Consider the following 26,430-nt stretch of genomic DNA (forward strand, 5'->3'; position numbering starts at 1 on the left):
TTGCCATAACCTTGACTTTCCCATGGAATTAAATGATATTCGCTAATCTATGAAAGCACTCTATTACGATAGTTATGGTTCTCCGGAAAAGGTATTGCGGGTCAAGGATATAGTGAAACCCAGCCCTGGTTCGGATCAGCTATTGATTAAGATAAGAGCTTCGGCTATAAACGACTATGATTGGTCAGTGGTTAGGGGAAAACCCTATTTATATCGACTTATGTTCGGGCTGTCCAAGCCAAAAAAGCCAATCCCAGGAATGGAATTGGCAGGAACGGTAGTGGAAGTTGGTACCAAGATATCGAACTTTAAGGTTGGTGATGCAGTGCACGGGGACATCTCCAATTTTGGTTTTGGAAGTTTTGCCCAATATATATGCATTTCCGCGGAAGCAGTTAAAAAAATGCCGGAAGGATTGGATTTCTTTCAGGCGGCAGCCCTCCCCCATGCGACCTTATTGGCTCAACAAGCTTTTGATAAAGCAGAACTTAAGAAAGGGCAAAGGGTCCTGATCAATGGTGGAGGTGGAGGTGTTGGTACCCTTGGACTACAACTGGCCAAATTGAAAAAGTGCTACGTTGCTGGAGTTGACTCTGAAGCTAAGCAGGAGAAGATGTTGTCCTTGGGATTTGACAAAGTGATTGATTATCAAAAAGAAAACTTCACCAAGCGGAGTGAACAGTACGATGTTATCCTTGATTGTAAAACCAATCAGCGCGTATTTGACTATAAAAAAGTATTGACCCCACAAGGAAAATACATCAGCATTGGCGGTAAACTGACCAAGTTGCTCTCATTGCTTTTTTGGGGCGGACTTTTCACCAAGCTAGGTAACAAAAGATATCAGATTTTGTCATTAAAACCCAATGAGGGATTAGAACAAATTGGTGAATTGGCAGCAAAAGGACAGTTAAAATGCGAATTGGATGGCCCTCACGATTTTGAAGACCTCCCAAAACTGATACAATATTTTGGTGAGGGCAAACATTTGGGAAAAGTTGTTGTCCGCACTGAATAAAGACAACTAGTTGGAATTTTAAGCTTCCAAACGTTCAACTTTTTCTTTTTCCAAAATTTCTATTCCCTTTTGGATGACCAGATTAGTGGGAATGGTAATTTGCCGCCCATCATCAGTCTTCATAAAAAGATAAAATGCGCTAATATCCTCAATTTCCCCTGTCCAGTCAAAATCTTTGTCCAACACCCGAATACGATCTCCTAAACGCAAGGGATGGCTAAAGAACAAAATGACGCTTGCGGTTAGGTTGGATAAAATGGACCATTGTGCAAAAAAACCAACACCCAAAATCGCAAGCACCGAAGAAATAAAAATCGCAAAATCCTGAAGATTTAGGCCCCAAATCACCAACAGCACTGTAGCTGCAATGGTTAGCACCCCAAGATAGGCCAGATAAAATATGATCTTTCTATTGTTTACGTCGATCGCACCCAATCGGCCAAAACGCTTTATGGCTCTTTTGATCAAAGAATTTATTAGGAAGGTGGACACAATCACTACTAGGGTCAAGAGTATCTCTTTGGGCAAATCAATCATAACTTAATAATCTTGGAAGATTCCTTAAAGTTAAGCATAAGGACCTTATTGTTTATTTCCCATATACAATGTTCCATTAAAACCACCTGACCCATCTTTAAAATTTGATTTAGATTTGTGTATGGCAAGTGTAAAAGTAACCACACATCCCGATTTTGAAGCGCGAATGGATAGCTATCCTGAAGGGATACAAGAGAAAATGCAGGAGCTGCGAGCACTGGTATTGGAAACCGCCAAGGAGTCCAGTGAAATTGAACGTTTGGGGGAAGCCCTCAAATGGGGTGAACCCAGTTTTTTAACTCCTCAAGGGAGCACCCTGCGTATGGATTGGAAGGAAAAAAGGCCAGATCAGTACGCGCTTTATTTTCAATGCACCAGTAAGTTGGTGCATACCTTCAGGTTGGTTTTTGGCAATGACCTTACTTATGAGGGAAACAGGGCCCTTATATTTAGGATGGATGCTCCTTTGCCCAAAGAGCAGATAAAATCCTGTGTCAAGGCCACCTTGACCTACCACAATGTGAAGCACCTGCCAACCTTGGGGCTATAAAAAGGACTCTCTCCGGCCCTTTCCCATTCTACTATTGAAAACTTTTTCCAATATTCTCCAGGGAACCTTTATCTGGTACAGGGCATTTTTCATCTTACTCCGAAGGTTCATCGGAAACAGTGGAATTTAACAGGAACTCATAGTTTTTGAGCCGTTTATTTGCGGTTTTTCTCTTCAATCCATTTAGCCATATACTTGGATGCAGAAACGGTTTGCTGTTGTAGAATTCGCCCCATAAGGTTCTGGGAACGATGGAATTGTAAATTGTTCTGCAGGTTTACAAAACGAGATTTCAAGGTGTTTATTTGTGTGCTTTTTTGATATTGTTTTTGCAAAATGACCACTCCCCTCTCTTGGGCCGCCCGCCAATCATCTTTTTGGGTGTACAAATGAATTGCGGATTGGGCAAATTCTTCCCAATGCCCACAAATTGCTCCGGGCCATTGTAGGCTGGCGTGCATTCCCTCGGCTCCAATCGGGGTAGTTATGGATGGAGTTCCGTTACTCATGGCATCGATCAACTTCCCTTTTATTCCCGCTCCAAATTGAATGGGTGCCAATAGGAGTCGAGCGTTTCGAACAACCTTGTCCAGATCTTCCACCCAGCCTTTGACCTCAAAACCTTCTTTGGGGTTGTGCATTTCCAATACTTGTTGTGGCAGGTAAGCGCCGCAAATAGAAAGCTTGGCAGTAGGTAATTCTTCGCGTATTTTGGGCCAAATGTTCTGTTTCAAAATTTTGAAAGCTTCTACATTTGGAGCGTGTTTCCCATTTCCCACACAGATAAAACCGCTCCGTTCAATAAAACTGGGGCAACTTCTTTTTTTTTCAGACGAAGGAGGTTCCAACATAAAGGGCAGATGCAGAAGAAGCTGCTCTGGAATCTTAGCTTGTTCCTTCAGAAGTTCCATTTCATAACTGGAAATCATTAGGGACAGGTCACAACGAAAAATGCTTGTCAACTCCCTAATCGTCATAGGATGGTTTTTCCAATCTTCAACTGTCCAGATTTTATGCTGCTTGAAACTCTCCTCCCGGGATTTTCGCAATGCATGTAAATCTTCCGTGTTCAAAACTCGTAAGGCCCGAGGGGAAAATTCGGCTACCCGCCATCCAAATTGTTCTTCGGTCATAAAGCGGTCAAAAACCACCAGATCTGGTTTAAGCTCCAAAAGAAACTCATCAAAGCTTGAATTATTGAGCTTTATCTCCATTGTCCTCACTCCCATATCCTCCAAATCAAGACTATGGACTGTACTAGAGGCGGTACAAGCAAAAACAATTTCATGCCTCAACACCTGAAAAGCCTCTATGAGTTGCATCATGCGATGCCCTGCTGCAGTAGTGGAAGGTTCTGGCCATACATGTCCGATGATGAGGATTTTCTTCACTTCGTTGCGTTGCAATGGTCAATTAGCTAAATACAGTTAATAAAACGTAGGCACTGTTAAGTTTAAGCAAGGTATTTGGCAAAAGGCGAATGGCAAAACAATACTCCATTACAAATCCTAGAATCTACATAAGTGCCGCAAATTTTTTGGAAATACTAGAGCGGAGTTTGCGCTCATAATCTTCCTCCAACCATTCTTTATAGTTCTTGGTATTGTTCATAATGCAATAGGAATATTGCCTAACACGGTAGGCAATTTCTTCCTTGAGTTCCTTGGCCAAAATCCGGGCATCAAAAACATCCTCACTGTTTTCAACACAGATCTGGGCATGTTGTTCAATGCTCATTTCCAAAACTTCCTTAGATTTTCTTCCTTGTGCAAAAACCCTTTTATATTCCTCCTTGACATTAAAGGTGATTACCTCAGATTTACTAAACTTGGCTTTGAGCTCATCCGGCATTTGATACACAAATTCGCGCTCAATATCCTCATCGTTTTTAATGTTTTCCAGGTAGAAATCAGGGAAATGAAATATTTCCTGCCAATCCACGGGAGAATCCCAGGGTCCAAAACGGGCAATATTGTTCCCCATATCAATGACCTGGAACTCGTCCTTATCAGGGAGTATACGTGACCCCCTTCCAATCATCTGAAAGTACAAGGTAAGTGAGCGTGTGGCCCTATTTAAGATTATGGATTGCACTGTAGGCTCATCAAAACCTGTGGTCAGGATACTTACTGATGTCAATATCGCCTCGGGAGTATTGGCAAACCAATCCAGAATTTCCCTTCGCTCCGTGGCCGTATTTTTATTGTCCAGATGTCTAATGTTATAGCCTGCCTTTTTAAAGGTTTCGTACACATAAAGGGAAGTACTGATTCCGTTATTGAAAATAAGGGTTTTGGTTCCCTTGGCAATATCTTCGTAGGCGGTGAGCAATTTCCCCAGCATGCTATGGTTTCCGTAGAACTCATCCGAGGATTTCACTGTATAGTCGCCATTTATACCAAGCTTTAGGGTTCTAAGGCTAACATCGTAATTATATAGGTTCGCCTTTGCCAAAAAGCGTTTTTCAATCAGGGATTTAATAGATTCCCCAATGATCAAGTGCTTATAATTATCCTTCATTGGAAGCTTGATATTGGAGCTCAAGGGTGTGGCGGTCACGCCTAAAATGGTAGATTCTTCAAAGTACTTGAACAGTTTTCTGAACGAGTTGTAATGCGCCTCATCAATAATGACCAGTCCAATATTGTTGAGCTTCACCTTTTCTTCTTGTAGGCGGTTGTTCAAGGTCTCTACCATGGCCACAAAACACATATACTCGTCCTGGTCGTACAGTTCCTTTACCTCACTGTTTATGATTTTATTTGCGACACCAAACCCATGAAGCATTTTGGAAGTCTGTCCGCTCAGCTCAATCCTATGGGTAAGTACCATTACCTTTTTTCCCGTGTCCTGAATGTACTTTCTAGTTATCTCGGAAAAAACCACAGTCTTCCCACCACCGGTAGGTAATTGATATAAGATATTGGTGCCCTGTGGCAGTTCGTTGATATGCTTAAAGATCTTTTTAAGATCCTCTTGTTGGTAATCGTATAATGTTTTCTTGCTTACTGCTCTTTCTATCTCCAAAGGAAAAATGGATTAAATGTTCCAAATTATCAAACCTTACAAAATTAGCTGTTTTTTAAACTCGGGTTGGGATTTAGTTTAGCAATTCTATCAAGATACTATCAACAATTATTTAGCATATTGATTTTGAAGCAGTTGTACTTTTTCTAATAACATTTTGATAACAATAGTAAATGCCGTTTGGAAAATTGTGTTTTATGGTGTATACTGAATGCTTATATTCACTACAATCCTAATTACACCAATGAGGCAGTTAAAAATCATTAAGCAGGTTACCAACCGTGAGTCCAAATCCCTAGACAAATACCTTCAAGACATCAGCAAAATTGAGCTGATTACTGCCCAGGAGGAAGTGGAGTTGGCTCAGAAGATTAGGGCTGGAGACCAAGCTGCCTTGGAAAAATTGACCAACGCCAACCTTCGGTTTGTGGTATCCGTTGCGAAACAATATCAAAACCAGGGACTTAAATTACCAGATTTGATCAATGAGGGCAATTTAGGATTGGTAAAAGCTGCCCAACGTTTTGATGAAACCAGAGGGTTTAAGTTTATTTCCTATGCGGTTTGGTGGATTCGACAGTCCATTCTTCAGGCCTTGGCAGAACAATCCCGTGTAGTTCGATTGCCCTTGAACAAAATTGGCTCCATTAATAAAATTAAAAAGACTTTCAGCTATTTGGAACAGGCGCATGAGCGACCTCCATCGCCTGAAGAGATTGCCAAAGAGTTGGATATGACCGTAAGTGAGGTGAAGCAATCCTTGAAGAATACTGGTCGTCACGTATCCATGGACGCTCCCCTGAAAGAAGGGGAAACATCTAGCCTCTATGATGTGCTGAACTCGGGGGAATCTCCCAAACCAGACAAGGAGCTGATGCACCAGTCATTATATACCGAAATCAATAGGGCATTGGAAACCCTGTCCCCTCGGGAAGCTGATGTGGTGCGATTGTATTACGGAATTGGGGACCAACAGTCCATGACCTTGGAGGAAATAGGCAGCACGTTCGACCTTACCCGGGAGCGTGTGCGCCAAATTCGTGAAAAGGCCATTCGAAAACTAAGACATACGTCCAAAAGCAAAATTTTAAAGAGCTATTTAGGCTGATACCTAACTCAAACCAATAAAAAAAGGGCCGTTTTTAACGGCCCTTTTTATGCTTTATACCCAACGTCCGTTACGGACGACTCAACTGATTAATATTATAATCCGTGAGCATTTGGTTCAAATCTTGAATAAAACTCAAGTATGCGGTGTTTTCTTGGTTCTGATTGTTCATGAATTACGTTTTTTGGGGTGTTAGGTCTATAGATAATCTAACTCTACAAGTTCGTTTACGCTCAAAATTTCATTTAATTCTTGAAGAAATGCCAAATATTCTTCTCCGTAGGTATCGTATAACATAATTATTAAGTGGTTTTCTGTTTGGGTTATACTTATAACGTGAACTTAGCTCAAAGATTATGAAAGGACAATATTTTGTGGTGAAACCAAGGGTTTTAGTGGTGTATTTTGTTAAAGAAATGAAGGATTTAAAGGAAGTTCAGGAAGGGTTTTCCTTTCAATTTGGAAGTGGCGATTAGTACTGTAGCTATGAATCCAGAATGTCCAAGGGAATACCAAAGTCCATATCCAAATCTGGATCTATCTTGGAAGGTTCTATATCGAATTCGTCATAAATAAAACAAAGGTTCATGGGAAGCTTTGTCTTTTCGGAAGGGTCCTCAATACCCAAACGTTCCAATAATCCGCAACGGACTTCAAATGCTTTACTACTCAATTTGGGATTTGGATGAGCTTCCAGTTCTTCTAAAAGGGCCAGGTCTTTACGGTCCCCTATTTCCAACATCTGCTCGATCAGCAACAATTTGCAATCCATATCCGACGCATGTTGCAACAACGGAAAAAAGATGCTTTGATGATATTCGGGCAGGTTCTTGACCATGGTTGTTGTTACATATTGCGCAGTACGTCGATTTCAAAATCGACCAATTCCTCAACTTTAGGGTATTCTACCAAAAACTGTTGATAAAGGAAGTTTAGATACTTAATATCATTATCGGTCTTGCAGACCATACTCATTTGTTCGGTAATCTCCAGTAAACTGACGGTTTTCATCATTTTTAAACAAGCCTCAATTTTTTGGCATGCAAAATCGACACCCCTAAAATTCTCCGTTTGTAAATTGACCTTGACTTTTCCAATGAACTCCAAAATATTCTGTTTGTAAATTCGCACGAGCTCCTCCAAAAGTTCCATTTGCCCCATACATTCATCCAATACCGGTCTAAGGTTTACCTTCTGGGTGGTAAAAACCGATTCCAAGTTTTTTTCGATCAACTCGGCATCCGTTGCAACTGGTTTTTGCTTGGAGTTCATTTGCCTGCTAACCGTATTAAGTCGTTGGCTAACCTTTTTTAATGCCTTGATCATTTCCTGCTGCTTCCTATCCAGCTGGGTTTGATCTAGCATATGCACAAGAGTAAAGAGCAATTCTACCTCATGGGCAGGATTTATTTCTTTTTCAATGGGGACAGTGACTTTATGCTCGGGCAAAGATGAAATTCCAATCTGCTCATAAATAACATCCAGTTGTTTCATTTCCGAAACACCAAAGACTTTGTTTTCCAATCCGTTTTTAAAATTGTCAAAAGATTTCTTGAGTTTACCGGCATCTTCGGTTCCAAGTTCATCGTACGAGAAGCTGCTTAACCCAATTTCCAATTTTTCCAAATACGTAAGTAATTCCCTAGTTCCCAAACTATCTGTAATTAATGGTTCTTATACCACTAAAAATGTCGATTCTTAATAGGGATGCCAACTTAATGTTCCGTAGGGCTTCCTTTTTGTTGTCAAATTGCGTTATTTGTAGGTGTAAAATTTAAGGTATGCGAAACTTTACCCTTTCTTGCAGTATTCTGCTCCTATTTTCATGTGCTGAAAAGCAGCCTAACAAAACCGAAGAAACCTTGGAAGAAAAAGCCAAAAGAATCCACGAAAAAGTCATTACTATTGATACTCATGACGATATCAACGTGAACAATTTTACCGATAGTATCAATTACACCCAACGTTTGGAAACCCAAATCAACCTCCCAAAAATGAAGGAAGGCGGACTGGATGTGGCCTGGTTAATTGTTTATACCGGACAAGATACTCTTTCGGCCCAAGGCTATACAAAGGCTTCTGAAAATGCTATTTCCAAATTTGACGCGATTCATAGGTTATGTAAGGACTATGCTCCTGATGAAATTGAACTGGCTTTGACCTCCTCCGATGTTAGGCGCATCCATGCAGCCGGTAAAAAAATTGCCATGATAGGGGTTGAAAATGCTTACCCCATTGGAGATGACCTATCCAAATTTCAGGAATACCACGACAGAGGTGCGCGCTATATTTCATTATCTCACAACGGACATAGTCAGTTTTGTGACTCAAATACCGGCGAAAAAGATAGTATCTGGCTTCATAATGGCTTAAGTGATTTGGGTAAAAGTGCAGTAAAAGAGATGAATAGGCTTGGAATGATGATCGATGTTTCCCATCCTTCCAAAGAATCCATGATACAAATGGTTGAGCTGTCCAAGGCCCCAATTATTGCCTCCCACTCTTCTGCAAGAGCCCTTTGTGACCATAGCCGCAATTTGGATGACGAACAGTTGATGCTCCTAAAGGAAAATGGTGGGGTTGTCCAAACCGTGGCCTTCAGTTCTTACTTGAATACGGAAAAACATGAGGTAAGAGCTGCCTATATGAAAAGTAAGAATCAGGCTGTGGCGGACTCTTTGGAGGTGAATTGGTACGAACGTTCCCAATTTTCAGGCCTGACGGAAGCCCAGCAAAGTGAATTCATTGAAAACTACCCTAAAATTACCCGATTGGCGAATGCGTTGGCGGCCAAGGACCCAAATGCTCCAGTAGCAGTTGGTGTTACAGATTTGGTCGATCACATCGATTATATGGTTAAGCTTATTGGTATTGATCACGTGGGTATTAGCTCCGATTTTGATGGCGGTGGCGGCATCGAAGGGTGGTCTGATGCCTCTGAAACCTTTAACGTAACCATGGAATTGGTCAAGAGAGGCTATTCCGAAGAAGATATCGCGAAACTCTGGGGTGAGAACCTGCTTAGGGTGCTGGATGAAGTTCAAGCCTATTCGGCCACGATGAACTAGGATAGTCCCTCTTTTTCCTTTTTGGCCAAGCGATCTTTTACGAATTCCACCTTGGTCTTCCCGTGCGGTGCGGGATTTCCACTTTCGTCCAAATTGACCATGATAATATTGTCCACGGTAACAATGCTCTCATGGGTCATTTTGTTTCGGACTTCACAATTAAGCGATATAGAAGTGGTACCAAACTTTATGACCTCGATGCCAATTTCAATGATGTCACCTTTCATGGCTGTACTCATGAAATTGATTTCAGATATGTACTTAGTTACCACTTTTTTACTTTCCAACTGTACAATGCTGTACAAAGCTGCCTCTTCATCAATCCAAGCCAAGACCTTACCACCGAACAAAGTCCCATTCGCATTTAAGTCCTCTGGTTTTACCCATTTTCTAGTGTGAAATCTCATAGCAAACTGTTTTAAGATTCTACTGCAAAGTTAGTCCAAAGAGCTTATAACAGGATGAAAAGCACAACACCATATATCGGATTTATCAATTTGGGATATCTGCAAGGAGTCGAATGGCAAATTGACAATTTGGGTCTATTAGGATTGCCAAAAACTGAACTGGATTCAGTGCATTCTCCTAATCAAACAAGCTTTTATTCTTAGGTTCCAAAGTTTGCGGAATTGTTAAACGGGTACCCAGGGCTTTGTTCAACTGCTCTATAAAATGTGCAGAAAGTAATGGGGATTCTTTTTCCAAGTTTTGGTGCACAAAAAAATGAAGATTGGTCAGCCCTTGATGTTTCCATTGTTCTAAACGAGTTACCCAATCTTCCAAACGATTATAGTCAGAACTGTGATTGGCCCCCACGTACCGGATAAAGGCCTCGTTATTGCTCAATCTCATATGCATCATGTCCCTTCTGCCAGCGGTATCCACCAGAACATTGGCAATGCCATTTTCCTTTAAAAGATGATATAGTTCGTTAGCAATAGTCTCATCCGTAAACCAATCTGTATGTCTGAACTCCATCGCCAATGGAAATTCTTTAGGCCAATATTCTACAAATTGTACTACCCTATCCCAATTCTTTGGTCCAAAGTTATTGTGCATTTGAAGAAATATGGTGCCTAATTTTTCCTTTAACAACGATGTTACTTCTAGGTACCTGTCAGCAATTTCATAGACCTTGTCATTAAGTCGACGCAAATGACTTACCTCGTTTGTCATTTTAGGAAAAAACTTGAATCCTTCCGGTGTTTTGTCTCGCCACTTTTCGTATTGCTCGGCTGGAAAAATCCGGTAAAATGTAGCATTCAACTCAATACTGTTGAACTGAGAGGCATAATAGACCAATTCATCCTTGGTACCCCTGGGATAAAAGTTTTTGAGATCCTGCCGGTTCCACTTCGCACAGCCAACATATACATTCATTTTATCAGTCCCCCCCTGATTCTCCAATACTACGGCTGTATCTTCATGATCCTGTGGGATAGTGAAATCCACCAACTCAGGATGGTCAACTTTTCCAAATTTCATATCAAATTTATCTCAAGTGCGAACGAAGTTATGAATAAATGGTTGCTGTTCATAACATCGTTAAAAAGATTTGTTACCGGCAAGAATATGGAGTTTTGGAATATGTAATTTTATTAAAACTCTCATTATGGATTCAAGATCCAAACATCTTTTGGACAGTCGTCCAGAGATTGGCCACAGCTCATTGAACAACGATATGAGCTTCGGTGAGCGCTTTCAGAACCAAACTTTACGGCCGATTATCAAATTCCAAAACTATCTGATCATAGAGGTTTTCAAGAACTATATCAGAAAACACAAAGGAGCGTTTTACGAGCTCTCAATGGAGAAAAAATTGGAGCATATAGAGAATTCAATCCAAAAGGACATTAAGTTCAGGAACTCGCTAAAAGGAATGATCATAGGCCAGTTTACGGTGGAGGAATATACTACCTACATCCAAAATTCATCCGCACTGAACAAGCGTATGATGAATATGGTAATCAACCGATTGAAGGACCAAGTACAGCTTTTAGAAAGCGAAGTCTTAGTCTAAAATGGACTCCCCGTTCAAATTGGTGGTGAGAATATCGCTCATCAGGTCAAAATAGGGCCTAATAGCTTTAAAGGATTTATCAACCTCTTTTATGAAAGTTTTAGAAAGTACTTCTTTGTCCGAAAAGTTCCGTACGAATATGAATTGCTTTCGCTTTATAAGGTCGATATTGGGATGTTCTTTGTCAAATCCCTTTGGAGCAGTTTTCACGCCGTCACCCTGTAATTCACCCCAAATGGATTTAAATGATTGCTCATTGATTACCTTCCTGATACCCGAAGCGTCCATCTCAAACTCTTTCCGAATTCGGAATAAATCCTCTTTGTTGGGTTCCCAAAATCCAGTAGCAACAAAGGTCTCACCTGGTTTGATCCTTAGGTAGTATCCGCCGCGCAATCTTGCACCCAAACGCGAAAAAGAGCCGGCAAAATGCGTTTTATAAGGGGTCTTATCCTTAGAGAATCGTACATCCCTATAGATTCGGAACATCTTCATCTTTTCAATCTCGTCATGCACATCCAAATTTTCCTGAACATTTTGATAAAAGGATTTTATGTCTGCCTCATGCTTTTTAAAGGTAGCTTTATGGGTCTGAAACCAATCTTTATTATTGTTTTTGGCCAAGTCTTTTAAAAAATCAAAAGCCTCTTTGGTAATTAAGGAATTATTCACAATTGCTCGTTGAAGTGTTATCTTTTAGCTAAAGTTAGATAAATCTGGTCGTGTTGTATAAGTCAATTGGCTATTTTTATTCCATAATTCTGACCAATGGATAAGGAAACCATTATCAATGAACTGAATAGGCACAAAAAATTACCCTATTTAGACTATAGATTAAAAGAAGAAACTGAGGATTTTACCAAGCTTCTTTTTCACACCTTGTTTGATGTGAACACCCCGGTTGCAGAAAATCTCGAAATCCTCGAGAAAAAATTCAGTGTTCTGGTAAGCTTGGCGTGCTGGGAACTGGACAAACCGTGTACCAAGGTCTGGGATAGCTATGTGCAAACACTTCCGGGTATATTGGAACGATTGAACCTTGATGCCGAGGCCATTGTCAATGGTGACCCCGCTTCCCTGTCCTTGCAAGAGATATATATGGCCTACCCTGGGTTTTATGCCACTGCTATCTATAGGCTGGCGCATGAATTGTACACAAGAGGTTTTCCTCTGGTGCCAAGATTGATGACTGAATATGCCCATAGACAAACGGGCGTTGACATCAACCCTGGGGCACAGATAGGCAAATCCTTTTTTATTGACCACGCCACGGGAGTTGTCATTGGTGAGACTGCCATAATCCATGATAATGTAAAAGTATATCAAGGTGTAACTTTGGGTGCGCTTTACGTGGCCAAGAACCTGCAGAAAACCAAAAGGCATCCTACCATCATGTCCAACGTTACCATTTATGCCAACGCAACAATTTTGGGTGGTAATACGGTGATTGGCGAAAACTCGGTAATTGGCGGAAACGCGTGGTTAACTGCTTCCGTACCGCCGAATTCAACGGTATTTCACACGTCAGAGGTACGAATCAAAACTGCATCGGATGTTTAAATCCATATTGGACCTCGTGGGAAATACTCCCTTGGTCGAATCAAGGGTCCTGAACCAAAAACCCAATGTGCGGCTATTGTTTAAACTGGAAGGGCAGAATCCGGGAGGTAGTGTTAAGGACAGGCCCGCATTAAATATGATCAAAAGCGGTCTGGAGCGGGGAGAAATTGATCAAAACACAAAGCTCATTGAGGCGACAAGTGGAAACACGGGTATTGCCCTGGCCATGATTGCTGGAATTTACAATTTGGACATTGAGCTTGTAATGCCCGAAAACTCCACCAAGGAAAGGGTTCAAACAATGAGGGCCTATGGCGCCAAGGTGACGCTTACCCCTTCGGATATAGGTATTGAGGGAGCCCGGGACTATGCCGAGGCCAAAGTAGCAGATCACGGATACAGGATGTTGAACCAATTTGGCAACGACGACAATTGGAAAGCTCATTATAAATCCACTGGGCCAGAGATCTGGGAAGGCACCGAAGGCCAAATCACCCATTTTGTTTCCAGTATGGGCACCACAGGCACTATTATGGGCACTTCTACATTTTTGAAAGAACAAAACCAAGATATTCAGATTGTGGGTGTTCAGCCCACAGACGATTCCAGAATTCCAGGAATCCGTAAATGGCCCGAGGCCTATCTCCCAAAGATATTCAATCCCAAAAAAGTGGATAGGGTCATGGAGGTAAGTCAAAAAGACGCGGAGGAAATGGCTCGAAAATTGGCCGGCGAGGAAGGTATTTTTGCTGGAGTAAGCAGCGGTGGAGCCGCAGCAGTGGCGTTACGTTTGGCGAAAACCCTGGAAAGTGGCACTATTGTTTCCATTGTCTGTGATCGAGGAGATCGCTATCTATCGTCGGACCTTTTTAAATAAACTAGTCCAATTCTGACCGTATGGCAGTTTGGAAACTTTCAAAATCCACCAAGTTATTATGTTCCCCTTCCGATATGGTATACATTACCTTATCCGGATTGGAAATGCTATCAAACAATTTCTTTCCCGAGGCATAGGGAACTATTTTATCCTGGGTTCCATGAAAAATCCGGATGGGCGCTTTTACCTTCTTCATGAAGTCAAAAGAATTCAGTTGATACTTCATTATCTGTTTTACAGGTAGGAACGGAAACCGGCCCTTGGCAACATCTACCAAACTATAATAAGGAGTTTCCAGCAAAAGTTTGCTTGGATTATTGCGGGAGGCCAAATAAGTGGCTATTCCGGAACCCAGTGAACGCCCATAAAGTACAATGGCCTCTTCCTGATAGTTTTTGCGGGCCAAATCGTAGAATAACTGGGCATCGGCAAAAAGAACCTCTTCGCTTCTTTCTTCCTCCCCATTACTTTTTCCATAGCCTCGGTAATCCATGATGAGCACATCATAGCCCAAATCAACGAAGTCCATGGCAATTAGGCCCCAACGGGATAAATCACCTGCATTACCGTGAAAATATAAAATCAAACCTTTGGACTCCTGACTTTTGAAATGTAATGCATTCAGTCGAGCACCATCAGGAGTATCCAAGAAAATTTCCTCAAATGGATGGCTAAAAGTATAGGTGTAATCCATTGGGAGCTGAGAGGGTAAGAATATGAGTTTATCCTGAAGCGTATGGAACATAAGTATTACTAATAGAAAAAGAGATAAGAGTATGAGTACGGCGCGTTTAAGCTTTTGCATTGGCCCTTTTTGATGCATGTTTGACATGAAAACTAGAACCTTCCAAATTGGCCTTTTTAGGTCTCGTGGTAATTATTTCCGTCAGCATTTTATGATATGATTCAAAATTGTTGAGGTTTTTATGTCCGCCCCCAATTACCGTATACAACTTAGTAAGTTCTGGTTTAATCTTGGATAACTTCACACTGGTCTTATATGGGATAAGCCTATCATCCGTACCATGTATGATATGAATGGGGCAATTAACATACTTCAACCACTTGTAAGTGGGCATTGGAAACTTGATTAAAAGTGAAAGTGGCATAAAGGGAATGTATTTTTTGGCTACTTTACTCAAACTATAGTAGGGTGCGTCCAAAATCAACATTCTGGGATTGTTCATGGAAGCCAATTTGGCGGCAAAGCCCGAACCCATGGAACGACCATATAAGATGATATATTTTTCAGGAACCTTTTCCTTGATCTTGTTATAGATTACCTGCATATCCCGTTTTACGGCCTTTTGCGTTCTTCGGCCGGTGCTTTTCCCAAAACCACGGTAATCCACCATAATAACATCAAACCCATGTCGGGTAAAATCCACGGCAAACTTACCCCAACCCTTGATACTTTTGGAATTTCCCTTTAGGTAAAACACCACTCCCTTGGGGTTTTCGGTCTTAAACCGCAACCCGTTAATGACCTCGCCATCGCGGGTATCTATATTGTACTCCTCTATCTCTTGATTGTTGTAGTAAAACTGAAAATCCTTGGGTAATTTTTCAGGTTTAAACAGAAAATAGTCCTGAAGCACATATAGCATCACACTTATGAACATATATACCCCGAGGATGATCAATAAAATGTAAATCCAATTTTGCACTATCCAAAGCATTTGTTCCAAAATACAAAAAAAACCTTTGGTGTAACCTCTAGCATTTTAAGAATCAAATAATTACATTTCTTTCGGTGTAACAAATCACTTGATCTGTGTACCTATAGTAATCATCAATCAACTCAACTAAAATGAAAACCATCCAAAACAGCTTATCTCAAGAGCGAATTACCATTATTGATGCCCTACGGGGCTTTGCCTTGGCGGGAATTGTTATTGTCCACATGGTGGAAAATTATATCGGTGCTCCTGCCCCCGAGAGTTTCAATGAGGCAGTGCACCAAGGACCACTTGACTATGCAGTTGATGTGATTATTGGAATCTTTTTACGAGGAAAATTTTTTGCCCTTTTCTCCTTTCTGTTTGGACTTAGTTTTTATTTACAAATGGACAATGCAAGCCAAAAAGGAGCTTATTTTGGCAGCCGTTTTTTATGGAGGCTGATGCTCCTATTGGGTATTGGCTACCTGCACAGTTTATTTTACGCTGGTGACATTTTGACCGTTTATGCGATGTTGGGGGTACTATTGATTCCTTTCTATAGGGTAAAAAGTAATTGGATTTTAGGTTTTGTAGCCCTTCTTTTTTTGGGGCTCGGCAGATATGTAGTGTTTTTCTTTACAAAAGGCGCCAATCTATTTGAGGGAATGGATATGACCCCCAACAGTCCCGAGGTCGTGCAATACTATTCCATTTTAAAGGAAGGTAGTATATGGGATGTCTTTGCTTTCAATGGATGGCAAGGGCACTTAAACAAGATGAATTTTCAATTTGGGGTATTTGGTCGCGGGTATGCCACTTTTGGGTATTTTCTGTTGGGATTATATATAGGCCGTACCGAATTTTTCAAAAAATACAGGGAACAGAAAAAACTGGTAAAGCGCACATGGATTTGGTCTTTGGTTCTCTTTGTCGTATCCGGAGGGTTGATGGCACTTACCTTTGGTAGCATGGGCCCAAACGTAACTTTCGATAATTGGGTGGCCATGTTTGGTCTTACCGCATTGGACCTGAACAGTGTATCGGTTACATTTATCCTTCTCAGTGTTTTTGTGATTCTCTATAAAAAGGTCAAACCACAAAAATTCCTTGAAAAATTTGCCCCCTACGGAAGAATGGCGCTGACCAATTATTTTTTCCAAAGTGTCTTGGGCACATTTCTCTTTTTTGGATGGGGGCTTGGCCAAATTGGCGAACTTAGGAATCTATACACTTTTGGGATGGCCCTTTTGATTATCGCAATTCAAATGGCCATGAGCAAATGGTGGCTACGTAACTTCAGATATGGACCTTTGGAATGGTTATGGCGAAGCGCAACTTTTTTCAAACGATTTCCCTTAAAAAGATAGTCCATAAAAGGTTTTAACCTCTGTTTTTTCGACTTACCCAACATTCTTTGTTGTTAATCGATATAATAAAAATAAAACCATTTGAAACCTCGTTATTTGTTCAAGCTTTGAGCGTCCCAAATCTCAGAAAATTATGAAGATACTGCTTGACAAACTTACTTGGAGAAGAAACGGCATCCTTGTTTTTACCATTCTGGTCCTACTGGGCATCTCTAATTTCTATGGACTTTATACCAATAAATTCTATTTCTTGAAAGCGGACAATTATATTTTTCCCTTGTTGTCCCTAGTTCATTTCCTTTACCTATATGTACTGTGGTTCAAGATTACGGAAGATGAGCTACCCGACCCTAAAATGAGAAATCTGGAGTATGCATTATATGCTGTAATGATTGTCTACATTTTCAAGATTTATGATACAGTAACGATTCTTGGTTCGTATTCCCAGTACGAATCACACGTAATCCCAGCTACTTTTAAGCCCGTTGCCTATTTAAGCCTTATACTTTACGGTTTGTTGCCCATCTTGACCTTGATTTCTTTTTGGCATCGAAAACAGCTGGTAGGGAAATACAATTTTGAGGAATACAACGACAATCTGAACATCTGGCAATAATAGCCCTATAGGTCTCTTATATAACTACCATATAGGTCTTTGAATTGATAACCTTGAACAAAACGGTGTTTGCTCAATTTTTTGTGGGCCACCAATCCCCACAAGAGCAATTCCTTCATAAAATAGGAATCTTCTTTTGACAAGGAAGGTTGATATTCCTTAACCAAGGCATTCAACGGTGGAATGGAATCCAGTTTTTCCCTATAGGTATCGTCATCGTCCTCATCCAATAAGTCGAATCCATCACCATCAAAAAACCAATGGACCAGCTCATCATAAACTGTTTCCGCATCCTTCCGTTCTAACTTGGCTATTCCCGGAAAGAATGTCGGAAATAGGGATTTTACAGCATCAGAAATCAAGGTTTCCGCCACACTGCCCGCTCCTTCTTGTTCCCCTTCATAAACCAATTCAATCTTTCCTGTGATGGAAGGAATCACCCCCGTAAAATCACTTAATCGAACTGCGGTTTTCTTTTCTCCGGACAAGGCAATCCTTCGTTCCGCTGTGCTCAACAAGTTTTCAAAAGCAGTAATGCTCATTCGTGCACTAACCCCACTTTTGGCATCTACATACTCACTCTTCCTAGCCTCAAAGCTAATTTGTTCCAGAACGTCCATGGCCACTTCGGGTACATGTACAGTGTCCGTTTGTCTTTCATCCAATTTAGCTTCTTGCAAGGTGATTTTCTTTGCTACCTCAAGATTTTCGGGATAGTGTGTCAAGATTTGAGAACCTATACGGTCCTTCAAGGGAGTAACAATACTCCCGCGATTCGTGTAATCCTCAGGATTTGCAGTAAACACAAACTGAAGATCTAATGAAAGTCGAAGCTTAAATCCCCTAATCTGGATATCCCCTTCTTGGAGAATATTGAACAAGGCCACCTGTATCCTAGCCTGCAAATCTGGTAGCTCGTTGATGACAAATATGGAACGATTGGCCCTTGGAATCATACCAAAATGAATGACGCGGTCATCGGCATACGATAACTTTAAATTTGCCGCTTTGATGGGGTCAATATCACCAATTAAGTCAGCTACCGTTACATCTGGAGTGGCCAATTTTTCATAGAAACGCTCATCCCGATTCAACCAGGTCACTGGGGTTTCATCCCCTTTCTCCTTAATTAACTCCATTGCATACCTCGATATGGGCCTCAAAGGGTCATCGTGGACCTCGGAGCCCTCAACCACCGGAATCCATTCGTCCAAAAGTTGCACCATAAGGCGTGCCAAACGGGTTTTGGCCTGCCCCCTAAGTCCCAATAGATTGATATTATGCCGGGAAAGAATTGCCCTTTCCAACTCGGGAATTACAGAGTTTTCATAACCCCAGACACCTTGGAACGTTGACTCTCCCCTACTTATTTTGCCTAAGAGGTTTTGTCGTAATTCGTCCTTTATGCTTTTATATTCATAGCCCGAAGCCTTCAATTGGCCTAAGGTCTTGATGTTGGTATACTCTTGTTTTGACATGTATTTTGACTATCCTTTAATTCTTTTTCTTCTGTTTTGTTCGTAATCCTCAAAAATCATTTCACCTAGCCCCTTAAGACCCGTATAAAAAGCCTTTCCCTTGTTCGCCATGGTAAATTCACGTACAAACTGCATCAAATAGGGGTCCTCTGCAATCATAAAAGTGGTAATGGGAATATGCAACTTTCGAGCTTGCTGTGCCATAGCATAACATTTTTCCACAATATAGTCGTCCAGTCCAACACTGTTCTTATAATAATCCCCATTAGGTAATCGTAGACAGGAAGGCTTTCCATCTGTAATCATAAAGATTTGTTTGTTCGTATTGCGCTTTCGACGCAACATGTCCATGGCCAATTGAAGTCCGGCAACCGTATTGGTATGGTAGGGTCCAACCTTAAGATAGGGAAGTTCCTTTATGGCGATGGGCCAGGCATCATTTCCAAAAACCAAGATGTCCAAGGTATCCTTGGGATACCTGGTGGTAATCAATTCGGCAAGGGCCATGGCCACCTTTTTGGCCGGTGTTATCCGATCTTCCCCATAAAGAATCATGCTATGGCTGATATCTATCATGAGCACGGTGCTCATCTGTGCTTTGTACTGGGTGTCTTCAACCACCAAATCCTCTTCATTCAGGGAAAAACTATCCAATCCATGATTGATTTGGGCATTTTTTAGACTCTCGGTCATGGAAATATGTTCAAGGGCATCCCCGAAACGGTACTCCCTGAACTCACCGGTATGCTCATCTCCCCTACCCGATTTTCCGGTTTTGTGATTTCCCGAACCACTTCGCTTCAGTTTACCAAAAATCTGATCTAGCGCCCTTTGCCTTAACATGCGCTCCAATTTGGCGGTAATGGACAGACTTCCAAGACCTTCACCTTCTTCTCCTTCACCCCGTTCCCCATCCGTATCAAATTCTTCCCGGATATAGCCTTTGGCCTTAAGGTCTTCAATAAAATCGTCTATGGTATAGTCATCATCCGTAAGCTGATACTCCTTGTCCAGCTCGCGTAACCAATCAAGGGCTTCCTCCACATCGCCTGAAGTATGTGTGACCAATTCTTGAAAAATCTCAAATAGTTTTTCAAAAGGGGTTTGTTCAGGAGCTTCATAAGTAGTGAACCGAAACCCCTTTCTAGTATTCATAGCCATTACATAAAATTAAGGTATTTCACCCTAATCCCATTGGCTTTAGAGAAAACTTAACGCTATTGTTTAAGTCCTTATTTATGTCTCTTTTTTAGTGTTTCCACAATATCCTCAAGGGTAAAGCCCTTGGCTTGTAGCAGAATGAGATAGTGAAAAAGGAGATCGGCGCTTTCATTTAAAAACAGCTCATCATCTGAATCTTTAGCCTCTATTACCGTTTCAACCGCTTCTTCCCCAACCTTTTGCGCAATCTTATTGATTCCCTTTCGGAACAAACTAGCTACGTAACTGTCCGCATTATCCGTATTGTTTTTGCGGGCAGCAATCACTCCTTCCAAATCAGATAAAAACCCATACCGTTGAACATTTTTCTCCGCCCAACAGGTATCTGTGCCGGTATGACATGTTGGGCCCAAAGGATTAACACTTATTAAAAGAGTATCCTTGTCACAATCATTTTTGACATTCACCAATTCCAAAAAATTACCACTTTCCTCACCCTTGGTCCAAAGTCGTTGCTTGCTGCGACTAAAAAAGGTGACCTTCTTTGTTTTTCGGGTAACTTCCAAAGCTTCCTGATTCATATAGCCTAACATTAGGACATTTCTAGTCCTAGCATCTTGAATAATGGCCGGAACCAGTTTTTCCGGGTTTTTGTCAAAATCTACTTCCATCTTTTGTTTTAATTCAAGGGATTACATACGTACCGGAATCCCTTCGGTTTTTAGAGCTGTTTTTAAATCACCAATTCCTATCTCCTTGAAATGGAATATACTAGCTGCCAAAGCAGCATCCGCTTTTCCCTCATTAAATGTATCCGTAAAATGGGAGATTGTGCCTGCCCCGCCAGAAGCGATGATTGGAATATTGACCAATTCTGAAAGTTTTGCCAAAGCTGCATTGGCAAAGCCGTTCTTGGTCCCGTCATGGTCCATGGATGTAAACAAGATTTCCCCTGCACCCCTAGATTCCACTTCCTGTGCCCATTCAAAAAGGTCTATTTCTGTGGGAACCTTGCCACCAACAAGGTGAACCTTCCATTCCCCATCAATCTGTTTCGCGTCAATAGCGACCACAATACATTGCGAGCCAAATTTGGCCACCAGTTCGTTGATGAGCTCTGGCCTTTTTACCGCTGAAGAATTAATGGAAACCTTATCGGCTCCATTCTTCAATAGAATGTCCACGTCCTCCACAGAAGAGATTCCTCCTCCTACGGTAAAAGGAATATTCACTTTTTCCGCTACATGGAATACCAAGTTCGCAAGCGTTCGCCTTTTTTCCTCTGTAGCGGAGATATCCAAGAAAACCAGTTCATCTGCGCCTTCCTGAGCATAGACTGCGGCCAATTCCACCGGATCCCCGGCATCTCGTAAATCCACAAAATTGACACCCTTAACAGTACGTCCGTTTTTAATGTCCAAGCAAGGAATGATTCGTTTTGTCAACATGCTAACCTTATTCGTTTTTAACCGTTAAATCGATTCCGCTATAAAAGCCCAAATCTTTGTTGTTCAAAATTTTGGTCCATAGGGCAATCTGCCCCGTATGGTACGAAAAATGCTCCACCACATGAACAATATTTCCAATTCCCGAAAACGTAAACCCCTGAACTGATCGTTTCTTAAGTAATTCTGAAACTGGAACCTCTTTAAATACGCTCTTGGCCTCTTCAACCGTGGCTTCTAATTTTTGTAAAAGAGCAGTTCGGTCATATCCTGCGGAAATAGCGAACTCCTCATCTCGGTTTCTCTGATCATCAAGATGCTGTAACGAAGCAATGCCATATTGGGTAATATTTCCACACAAATGCAAAATCAGATTCCCGATACTATTTGTTGACATGTTGGGTTTTTTCCAAATCACCTCTTCAGAAAGCTGATCAAGGCAAATCTTAACCATTCGAAGACTCTCATCCATTCGGTATGAGGCATTTTTCACAAATTCTTCCTGAAGCTGATTAACTGTTTCCATACTCCAAAATGTAATTTTCCAATTGTTTTAGGCTAATTCGATTTTCGTATATGGCCTTTCCTATGATAGTTCCTTCGCAACCAATTGCAGCTAGTTTGGGCAACTCTTCATATTCCGAAATCCCTCCACTAGCAATCAGCTTAATTCCCATGGTCTCCAAATCCTCCACTCCACTCCCGGTAATCCGGGTTTCCTTCCTCATGGTTCGGTCCAATATTTTTTGATACAGCTCAAAAGAGGGCCCCTTCAGCATTCCGTCTTTGCTGATATCAGTGCATATAACATATTCCACGCCCTTGCTCCGATAGGACTGAATAAAAGGAATCAAAGAGCGGTCCGACTCCTCGGTCCAACCCGAAACTGCTACTTTTTCATCTTTGGCATCAGCCCCTAAAATAATTTTATCAGAACCATATGTCGCAAGCCATTTGGTAAAAGTGGTCTCATCCTTTACGGCAATGCTACCCCCGGTAATCTGACTAGCACCAGATTCAAATGCGATACGGAGATCTTCATCGGTTTTGAGCCCACCTCCAAAATCAATCTTTAAATCAGTTTTTGAAGCAATGGTTTCCAAAATTCCATAGTTGACAATATGCTTGGATTTAGCACCATCCAAATCAACCAGATGTAAATAGGAAATCCCATGATCCTCAAATTGTTTGGCAACTTCCAATGGGTTTTCATTGTATACCTTTTTAGTGGCGTAGTCCCCTTTGGACAGGCGAACACATTTGCCGTCAATAATATCTATGGCAGGAATAATTCTCATTGTATATCGTACGTTGCGTTATCCTTGGCCATCCACATTTTTGAATCGCCAACCTTTTCAAATCCGTAGGCCTGATACAACCCATGGGCATCCATTGTTTTTAAAGCCACAGTATGGACCTTATTTATTTCGGGGTATTCCAAAATATGTTGGGTCAACATCTTTCCCAATCCTTTTCCGCGAAACCCATTAAAGATGATTACGTCCATTATATAGGCGAACACGACACCGTCTGTCAGTACCCTTCCAAAACCGAGTTGCACATCATCCTCATTATAAATCCCAAAACAAATACTGCTATCGATTGTTTTTTGGGTCATTTCCAAGGTACGATAACCACCCCAATAGGATGATTTTATCGCATCATGGATTTTGTCAACATCCAATAGTGTTTTATCCGAAGAAATATAAGTTCTCATATTAAACTTTTTCCAAGAAATTTTTAAGTATCAAACTCCCTACATCGCTACTTTTTTCTGGATGAAACTGAACTCCATAAAAGTTATCCTTTTGCAAAGCTGCACTATAGCGCAATGCATAGTCACTTGAAGCAATGGTATCCGATCCTATGGGGGCATAAAAACTATGTACCAAATAAATATGGGAGCCTTCTGGCACTCCAAGGAACAGGTCAGACTTTAAATCCTCGATTTGGTTCCATCCAATTTGGGGTACTTTCACTCTCGGGCAAAATTTGACCACATCCAAATCAAAAATACCAAGCCCCTTGGTATGGCCCTCCTCTGAGGAATTGCACATCAATTGCATACCAAGGCAAATACCCAGAACAGGTTGTTCCAATTTTGGAATAAGCTGATCCAATCCACTGGCCCTTAATTTGGCCATAGCCGAACTTGCCTCCCCCACACCAGGGAAAATAACCTTGTCCGCTGCACGAATTTCATCAACGGCATCAGTCAAAACAGCATTATAACCTAATCGTTTTGCAGCAAATTTGATGCTTTGGATGTTCCCAGCACCGTAATCCAATATCACAAGTTTCATAGCAAAATAAGAAGTTGGAAGTACGAAGTATAAACTAATCTCCCCATACTAGTTTCTGTTTAATTTGGCTGTTTTAATTGAGGACACTATAATGGCCAATATCTCATTACCCTCTGAATGCAATGCCTTCATTTCGGTTTGATGTTCCTTGCTAATCTCCATTAAAAGTTCCAAAAAGAACATACTTTCGTCAACCTCTTCTTCAACGATTTTTAATTTATTGATAAAGTCCGCCCTAGATTTGGCTCGTTGGGAAGCTCTGTAATTTGCACCCACGGAGCTAGAACTTCTTATCAATTGATTTATATAGGCGTTGTACTCTCTTGATTTTGGGAAACAGGTGCATAGTTTCCAAGATCTTAGCGCAAATGCTTTTGTTCTATCTTTTAAATCTTTGTTTGCCATGTAAGCTACGTACTTCGAATTTTTAGTTTCTAACTTCAGAGCATTCCTTTTGTTGACGGCAACACCATCTTTTCTGTATCTCGTTTTACAGCCATTTTGATGGATTTTGCAAAAGCCTTGAAAATTGCTTCGATTTTATGGTGTTCATTGGTTCCTTCAGCCTTTATATTAAGGTTTGCCTTGGCACCGTCTGTAAATGACTTGAAGAAGTGATGAAACATTTCGGTGGGCATATCACCCACTTTTTCGCGTTTAAAATCCGCATCCCACACCAACCAATTTCTACCTCCAAAATCAATAGCTACCTGAGCCAAACAATCATCCATGGGTAAACAGAAGCCATAACGCTCTATCCCCATCTTGTCGCCAAGTGCCTTATGGAACACTTCTCCCAAAGCAATTCCTGTATCCTCTATGGTGTGGTGCTCATCTACTTGCAAATCTCCCTTCACTTTGATTTCCAAATCCATTTGACCGTGTCGGGACAACTGGTCCAACATGTGGTCAAAGAAGGCTAGCCCAGTATCAATCCTACTTGTTCCCGTCCCATCCAAATCAAGGTTGATGTAAATGTCCGTCTCATTGGTCTTTCGGGAAACGCTTGCAACTCGACTTTTGAGTTTCAAGAATTCGTATATACTTCCCCAGTCATTGGTTTCAAGCACAATGTGTTCTTGGAGTTCTTCCTGTTTTACAGTGATTTCCGTAGTGCCCAAATGGGTCTTATCATTAATGAAAATTCCTTTTGAGTCAAGGTTTTTGGCCAATTCCATATCCGTAAGTCGATCTCCTATTACAAAGGAATTTTTAAGGTCATAGGAATCAGAAAAATACTCGGTCAGCAAACCGGTCCCCGGTTTTCTGGTATCGGCATTATCCTTTGGAAAGGTCCGATCAATAAAAACTTTGTCGAAAATAACCCCCTCATTCTCAAAAGATTTTAGAATAAAATTGTGCACGGGCCAAAAGGTGTCTTCCGGAAAAACAGCCGTTCCCAAACCATCTTGATTGGTAATCATCACCAGTTCAAAATCCAGTTCTTCCGCTATTTTCCCTAAAAAAGTGAACGCCTTTGGATAGAACATCATTTTTTCAAAGGCATCTATCTGCTCATCGGCTGTTTCTTTAATGATGGTGCCATCCCGATCAATAAAAAGTACTTTCTTTCCCATTATTGCAATTGGTTTAATATCGCTTTTAGCATTTTGTTCTCTGCCGGAGTTCCCACCGTAAAACGCAAGGTATTCTTGCACAAGGGCTGACCGGTTCTATTTCTAACCACCACATGGGCCTCTAACAATTGTTCATATCGCTTTGGGGCATCATCTACCAGCGCCAAAATAAAATTAGCATCCGTAGGATAGACCTTTTCTACAAAGTCCAGATTTTCCAAAAGCGAAACCATACTATTCCTTTCCTCCAAAATAGTGGAAACCTCTTTGGCAACGGTTGCCGTATCAGCAACCCGCCCATAGGCTTTTTTTTGCGTCAATTCATTGACGTTATACGGGGGCTTTATCTTGTTAAGTATTGCGATAATTTCTTCCGAAGCATAACAGGTTCCTAAACGAATTCCCGCCATCCCATAGGCCTTTGACAAGGTTTGCGTCACTATTAGGTTGGGGTATTGTTTTAGATGCGACACCCAACTTTCCTTCCCGGAAAAATCTATATAGGCCTCATCCACAACAACCAATCCCTGAAAACTCTCCAGTAAAGACTTTATTTTTTCTTGCGAAAAAGCGTTGCCGGTTGGATTGTTTGGGGAGCAAATAAAAAGAAGTTTTGAATTTTCATCAGCTTTGGATAAAATGCCTTCCACATTTGGTTCAAAATCTGAAGTAAGAAGTACTTCACTATTTGCAACGGCATTGACTTCGGCCAATACCTTATACATTCCATAAGTGGGCGGCAGGGTGATGATATTATCGCGATTGGGTTCACAAAACGCCCTAAAAATCAAATCCAAGACTTCATCACTTCCATTCCCCAACAAAATATTGCCCTGTGAGATGTTGCGCTGCTGTGCCAACAATGCCTTTAGATTTCGCTGCTGAGGATCCGGATAACGGTTGACCCCATTTTCAAAAGGGTTCTCATTGGCATCAAGAAAAATCATTTGTGAGCCATCGGAGACATACTCGTCTCGAGCCGAGGAATAGGGTTTAAGGTTCTTCACGTTATCCCTAACCAATTGATTTATGTCCATTTTCCTTTTCATCAATTCTG

The 26,430-nt window shown here is 41.2% G+C and carries 30 protein-coding genes; 9 read left to right on the forward strand and 21 right to left on the reverse strand.

Translation table 11 applies throughout. From position 1 onward, the window contains the following. Positions 1 to 49 precede the first annotated feature (49 nt). The gene (locus tag BUC10_RS04595) at positions 50 to 1,018 is read left to right on the forward strand and encodes an NAD(P)-dependent alcohol dehydrogenase (RefSeq protein WP_073176761.1); all 969 of its coding nucleotides are present in this window, start codon (positions 50 to 52) and stop codon (positions 1,016 to 1,018) included. Positions 1,019 to 1,036: 18 nt separating this feature from the next. On the opposite strand, the gene BUC10_RS04600 is transcribed toward BUC10_RS04595, so the two are convergent. Next, positions 1,037 to 1,555, reverse strand: coding sequence for a mechanosensitive ion channel domain-containing protein (locus BUC10_RS04600; RefSeq protein ID WP_073176762.1), 519 nt, complete (start codon positions 1,553 to 1,555; stop codon positions 1,037 to 1,039). A gap of 121 nt (positions 1,556 to 1,676) precedes the next feature. Between BUC10_RS04600 and BUC10_RS04605 the strand changes: the two genes are divergently transcribed. Continuing rightward, complete coding sequence (locus BUC10_RS04605) at positions 1,677 to 2,105, forward strand: DUF1801 domain-containing protein (RefSeq protein WP_073176763.1); 429 nt, start codon at positions 1,677 to 1,679, stop codon at positions 2,103 to 2,105. A 155-nt stretch (positions 2,106 to 2,260) separates the two neighbouring features. Here BUC10_RS04605 and BUC10_RS04610 read toward each other — a convergent pair whose 3' ends face one another. After that, positions 2,261 to 3,496 (reverse strand): glycosyltransferase, encoded by a 1,236-nt coding sequence (locus tag BUC10_RS04610; RefSeq protein ID WP_073177197.1) that lies wholly within the window; start codon positions 3,494 to 3,496, stop codon positions 2,261 to 2,263. A gap of 124 nt (positions 3,497 to 3,620) precedes the next feature. Next, on the reverse strand, positions 3,621 to 5,132 hold the full coding sequence (locus BUC10_RS04615) for a DEAD/DEAH box helicase (protein ID WP_073176764.1): 1,512 nt from the start codon (positions 5,130 to 5,132) through the stop codon (positions 3,621 to 3,623). 244 nt (positions 5,133 to 5,376) lie between these two features. Between BUC10_RS04615 and BUC10_RS04620 the strand changes: the two genes are divergently transcribed. Further along, complete coding sequence (locus BUC10_RS04620) at positions 5,377 to 6,240, forward strand: sigma-70 family RNA polymerase sigma factor (protein WP_073176765.1); 864 nt, start codon at positions 5,377 to 5,379, stop codon at positions 6,238 to 6,240. 484 nt (positions 6,241 to 6,724) lie between these two features. Here BUC10_RS04620 and BUC10_RS04625 read toward each other — a convergent pair whose 3' ends face one another. After that, complete coding sequence (locus tag BUC10_RS04625; RefSeq protein WP_073176766.1) at positions 6,725 to 7,078, reverse strand: hypothetical protein; 354 nt, start codon at positions 7,076 to 7,078, stop codon at positions 6,725 to 6,727. An 8-nt stretch (positions 7,079 to 7,086) separates the two neighbouring features. Next, a complete protein-coding gene (locus BUC10_RS04630; RefSeq protein ID WP_073176767.1) occupies positions 7,087 to 7,893 on the reverse strand; it encodes a hypothetical protein in 807 nt (268 codons plus the stop codon). Between the two features lie 128 nt (positions 7,894 to 8,021). Here BUC10_RS04630 and BUC10_RS04635 point away from each other — a divergent pair, with 128 nt between their 5' ends. Further along, positions 8,022 to 9,308, forward strand: coding sequence for a dipeptidase (locus BUC10_RS04635; protein ID WP_073176768.1), 1,287 nt, complete (start codon positions 8,022 to 8,024; stop codon positions 9,306 to 9,308). On the opposite strand, the gene BUC10_RS04640 is transcribed toward BUC10_RS04635, so the two are convergent. Both BUC10_RS04640 and BUC10_RS04645 read right to left on the reverse strand, forming a co-directional pair. Next, positions 9,305 to 9,715, reverse strand: coding sequence for an acyl-CoA thioesterase (locus tag BUC10_RS04640; protein ID WP_073176769.1), 411 nt, complete (start codon positions 9,713 to 9,715; stop codon positions 9,305 to 9,307). The two genes, BUC10_RS04635 and BUC10_RS04640, sit on opposite strands and share 4 nt — an antisense overlap. A gap of 178 nt (positions 9,716 to 9,893) precedes the next feature. Beyond that, positions 9,894 to 10,793 (reverse strand): DUF72 domain-containing protein, encoded by a 900-nt coding sequence (locus BUC10_RS04645; protein ID WP_073176770.1) that lies wholly within the window; start codon positions 10,791 to 10,793, stop codon positions 9,894 to 9,896. Between the two features lie 127 nt (positions 10,794 to 10,920). Here BUC10_RS04645 and BUC10_RS04650 point away from each other — a divergent pair, with 127 nt between their 5' ends. Then, positions 10,921 to 11,328, forward strand: a complete 408-nt coding sequence (locus tag BUC10_RS04650; protein WP_073176771.1) for a glyoxalase — start codon at positions 10,921 to 10,923, stop codon at positions 11,326 to 11,328. Here BUC10_RS04650 and BUC10_RS04655 read toward each other — a convergent pair. Next, on the reverse strand, positions 11,320 to 12,000 hold the full coding sequence (locus BUC10_RS04655; protein ID WP_073176772.1) for a DUF2461 domain-containing protein: 681 nt from the start codon (positions 11,998 to 12,000) through the stop codon (positions 11,320 to 11,322). The two genes, BUC10_RS04650 and BUC10_RS04655, sit on opposite strands and share 9 nt — an antisense overlap. 96 nt (positions 12,001 to 12,096) lie before the next feature. Between BUC10_RS04655 and epsC the strand changes: the two genes are divergently transcribed. Both epsC and cysM read left to right on the forward strand, forming a co-directional pair. After that, the gene (epsC, locus tag BUC10_RS04660; RefSeq protein WP_073176773.1) at positions 12,097 to 12,888 is read left to right on the forward strand and encodes a serine O-acetyltransferase EpsC; all 792 of its coding nucleotides are present in this window, start codon (positions 12,097 to 12,099) and stop codon (positions 12,886 to 12,888) included. Continuing rightward, on the forward strand, positions 12,881 to 13,765 hold the full coding sequence (gene cysM, locus BUC10_RS04665) for a cysteine synthase CysM (RefSeq protein ID WP_073176775.1): 885 nt from the start codon (positions 12,881 to 12,883) through the stop codon (positions 13,763 to 13,765). The genes epsC and cysM overlap by 8 nt, the downstream gene beginning before the upstream one ends. A gap of 1 nt (position 13,766) precedes the next feature. Here cysM and BUC10_RS04670 read toward each other — a convergent pair whose 3' ends face one another. Together BUC10_RS04670 and BUC10_RS04675 are read right to left on the reverse strand one after the other, a co-directional pair. Beyond that, positions 13,767 to 14,570: an alpha/beta hydrolase gene (locus BUC10_RS04670; protein WP_073177200.1), complete on the reverse strand. Its 804-nt coding sequence runs from the start codon at positions 14,568 to 14,570 to the stop codon at positions 13,767 to 13,769. Then, positions 14,557 to 15,432 carry an alpha/beta hydrolase gene (locus BUC10_RS04675; protein WP_116465750.1) on the reverse strand — a complete coding sequence of 292 codons (876 nt, stop codon included), beginning with the start codon at positions 15,430 to 15,432 and terminating at the stop codon, positions 14,557 to 14,559. The genes BUC10_RS04670 and BUC10_RS04675 overlap by 14 nt, the downstream gene beginning before the upstream one ends. Before the next feature lie 143 nt (positions 15,433 to 15,575). On the opposite strand from BUC10_RS04675, the gene BUC10_RS04680 reads away from it, so the two are divergent. Further along, on the forward strand, positions 15,576 to 16,793 hold the full coding sequence (locus BUC10_RS04680; RefSeq protein ID WP_073176779.1) for a DUF418 domain-containing protein: 1,218 nt from the start codon (positions 15,576 to 15,578) through the stop codon (positions 16,791 to 16,793). Positions 16,794 to 16,926: 133 nt separating this feature from the next. Then, complete coding sequence (locus tag BUC10_RS04685; RefSeq protein WP_073176780.1) at positions 16,927 to 17,409, forward strand: hypothetical protein; 483 nt, start codon at positions 16,927 to 16,929, stop codon at positions 17,407 to 17,409. 5 nt (positions 17,410 to 17,414) lie between these two features. Here the strand turns inward: BUC10_RS04685 and BUC10_RS04690 are convergent, their stop codons facing one another. The 11 genes from BUC10_RS04690 to hisC form a co-directional block, all read right to left on the reverse strand. After that, the gene (locus BUC10_RS04690) at positions 17,415 to 18,887 is read right to left on the reverse strand and encodes a magnesium chelatase (RefSeq protein ID WP_073176781.1); all 1,473 of its coding nucleotides are present in this window, start codon (positions 18,885 to 18,887) and stop codon (positions 17,415 to 17,417) included. Between the two features lie 9 nt (positions 18,888 to 18,896). After that, complete coding sequence (locus BUC10_RS04695) at positions 18,897 to 20,048, reverse strand: vWA domain-containing protein (RefSeq protein WP_073176782.1); 1,152 nt, start codon at positions 20,046 to 20,048, stop codon at positions 18,897 to 18,899. Positions 20,049 to 20,119: 71 nt separating this feature from the next. Next, complete coding sequence (gene hisIE / locus BUC10_RS04700) at positions 20,120 to 20,719, reverse strand: bifunctional phosphoribosyl-AMP cyclohydrolase/phosphoribosyl-ATP diphosphatase HisIE (RefSeq protein ID WP_073176783.1); 600 nt, start codon at positions 20,717 to 20,719, stop codon at positions 20,120 to 20,122. Between the two features lie 21 nt (positions 20,720 to 20,740). Further along, positions 20,741 to 21,496: an imidazole glycerol phosphate synthase subunit HisF gene (hisF, locus tag BUC10_RS04705; protein ID WP_073176784.1), complete on the reverse strand. Its 756-nt coding sequence runs from the start codon at positions 21,494 to 21,496 to the stop codon at positions 20,741 to 20,743. A gap of 7 nt (positions 21,497 to 21,503) precedes the next feature. Continuing rightward, positions 21,504 to 22,019 (reverse strand): DinB family protein, encoded by a 516-nt coding sequence (locus BUC10_RS04710; RefSeq protein ID WP_073176785.1) that lies wholly within the window; start codon positions 22,017 to 22,019, stop codon positions 21,504 to 21,506. Next, the gene (locus tag BUC10_RS04715) at positions 22,006 to 22,791 is read right to left on the reverse strand and encodes a 1-(5-phosphoribosyl)-5-[(5-phosphoribosylamino)methylideneamino]imidazole-4-carboxamide isomerase (RefSeq protein WP_073176786.1); all 786 of its coding nucleotides are present in this window, start codon (positions 22,789 to 22,791) and stop codon (positions 22,006 to 22,008) included. Before BUC10_RS04715 ends, BUC10_RS04710 begins: the two co-directional genes overlap by 14 nt. Continuing rightward, on the reverse strand, positions 22,788 to 23,210 hold the full coding sequence (locus BUC10_RS04720; RefSeq protein ID WP_073176787.1) for a GNAT family N-acetyltransferase: 423 nt from the start codon (positions 23,208 to 23,210) through the stop codon (positions 22,788 to 22,790). The genes BUC10_RS04715 and BUC10_RS04720 overlap by 4 nt, the downstream gene beginning before the upstream one ends. A gap of 1 nt (position 23,211) precedes the next feature. Then, positions 23,212 to 23,796, reverse strand: a complete 585-nt coding sequence (hisH, locus tag BUC10_RS04725; RefSeq protein ID WP_073176788.1) for an imidazole glycerol phosphate synthase subunit HisH — start codon at positions 23,794 to 23,796, stop codon at positions 23,212 to 23,214. 48 nt (positions 23,797 to 23,844) lie between these two features. Then, entirely contained in the window at positions 23,845 to 24,201 is a 357-nt protein-coding gene (locus tag BUC10_RS04730) for a four helix bundle protein (protein WP_073176789.1), read from the reverse strand. Positions 24,202 to 24,236: 35 nt separating this feature from the next. Further along, entirely contained in the window at positions 24,237 to 25,373 is a 1,137-nt protein-coding gene (gene hisB, locus BUC10_RS04735; RefSeq protein ID WP_073176790.1) for a bifunctional histidinol-phosphatase/imidazoleglycerol-phosphate dehydratase HisB, read from the reverse strand. Continuing rightward, on the reverse strand, positions 25,373 to 26,422 hold the full coding sequence (gene hisC, locus BUC10_RS04740; protein ID WP_073176791.1) for a histidinol-phosphate transaminase: 1,050 nt from the start codon (positions 26,420 to 26,422) through the stop codon (positions 25,373 to 25,375). The genes hisB and hisC overlap by 1 nt, the downstream gene beginning before the upstream one ends. Positions 26,423 to 26,430: the final 8 nt, after the last annotated feature.

The organism is Flagellimonas flava, assembly GCF_900129665.1.
Classification (GTDB): domain Bacteria; phylum Bacteroidota; class Bacteroidia; order Flavobacteriales; family Flavobacteriaceae; genus Flagellimonas; species Flagellimonas flava.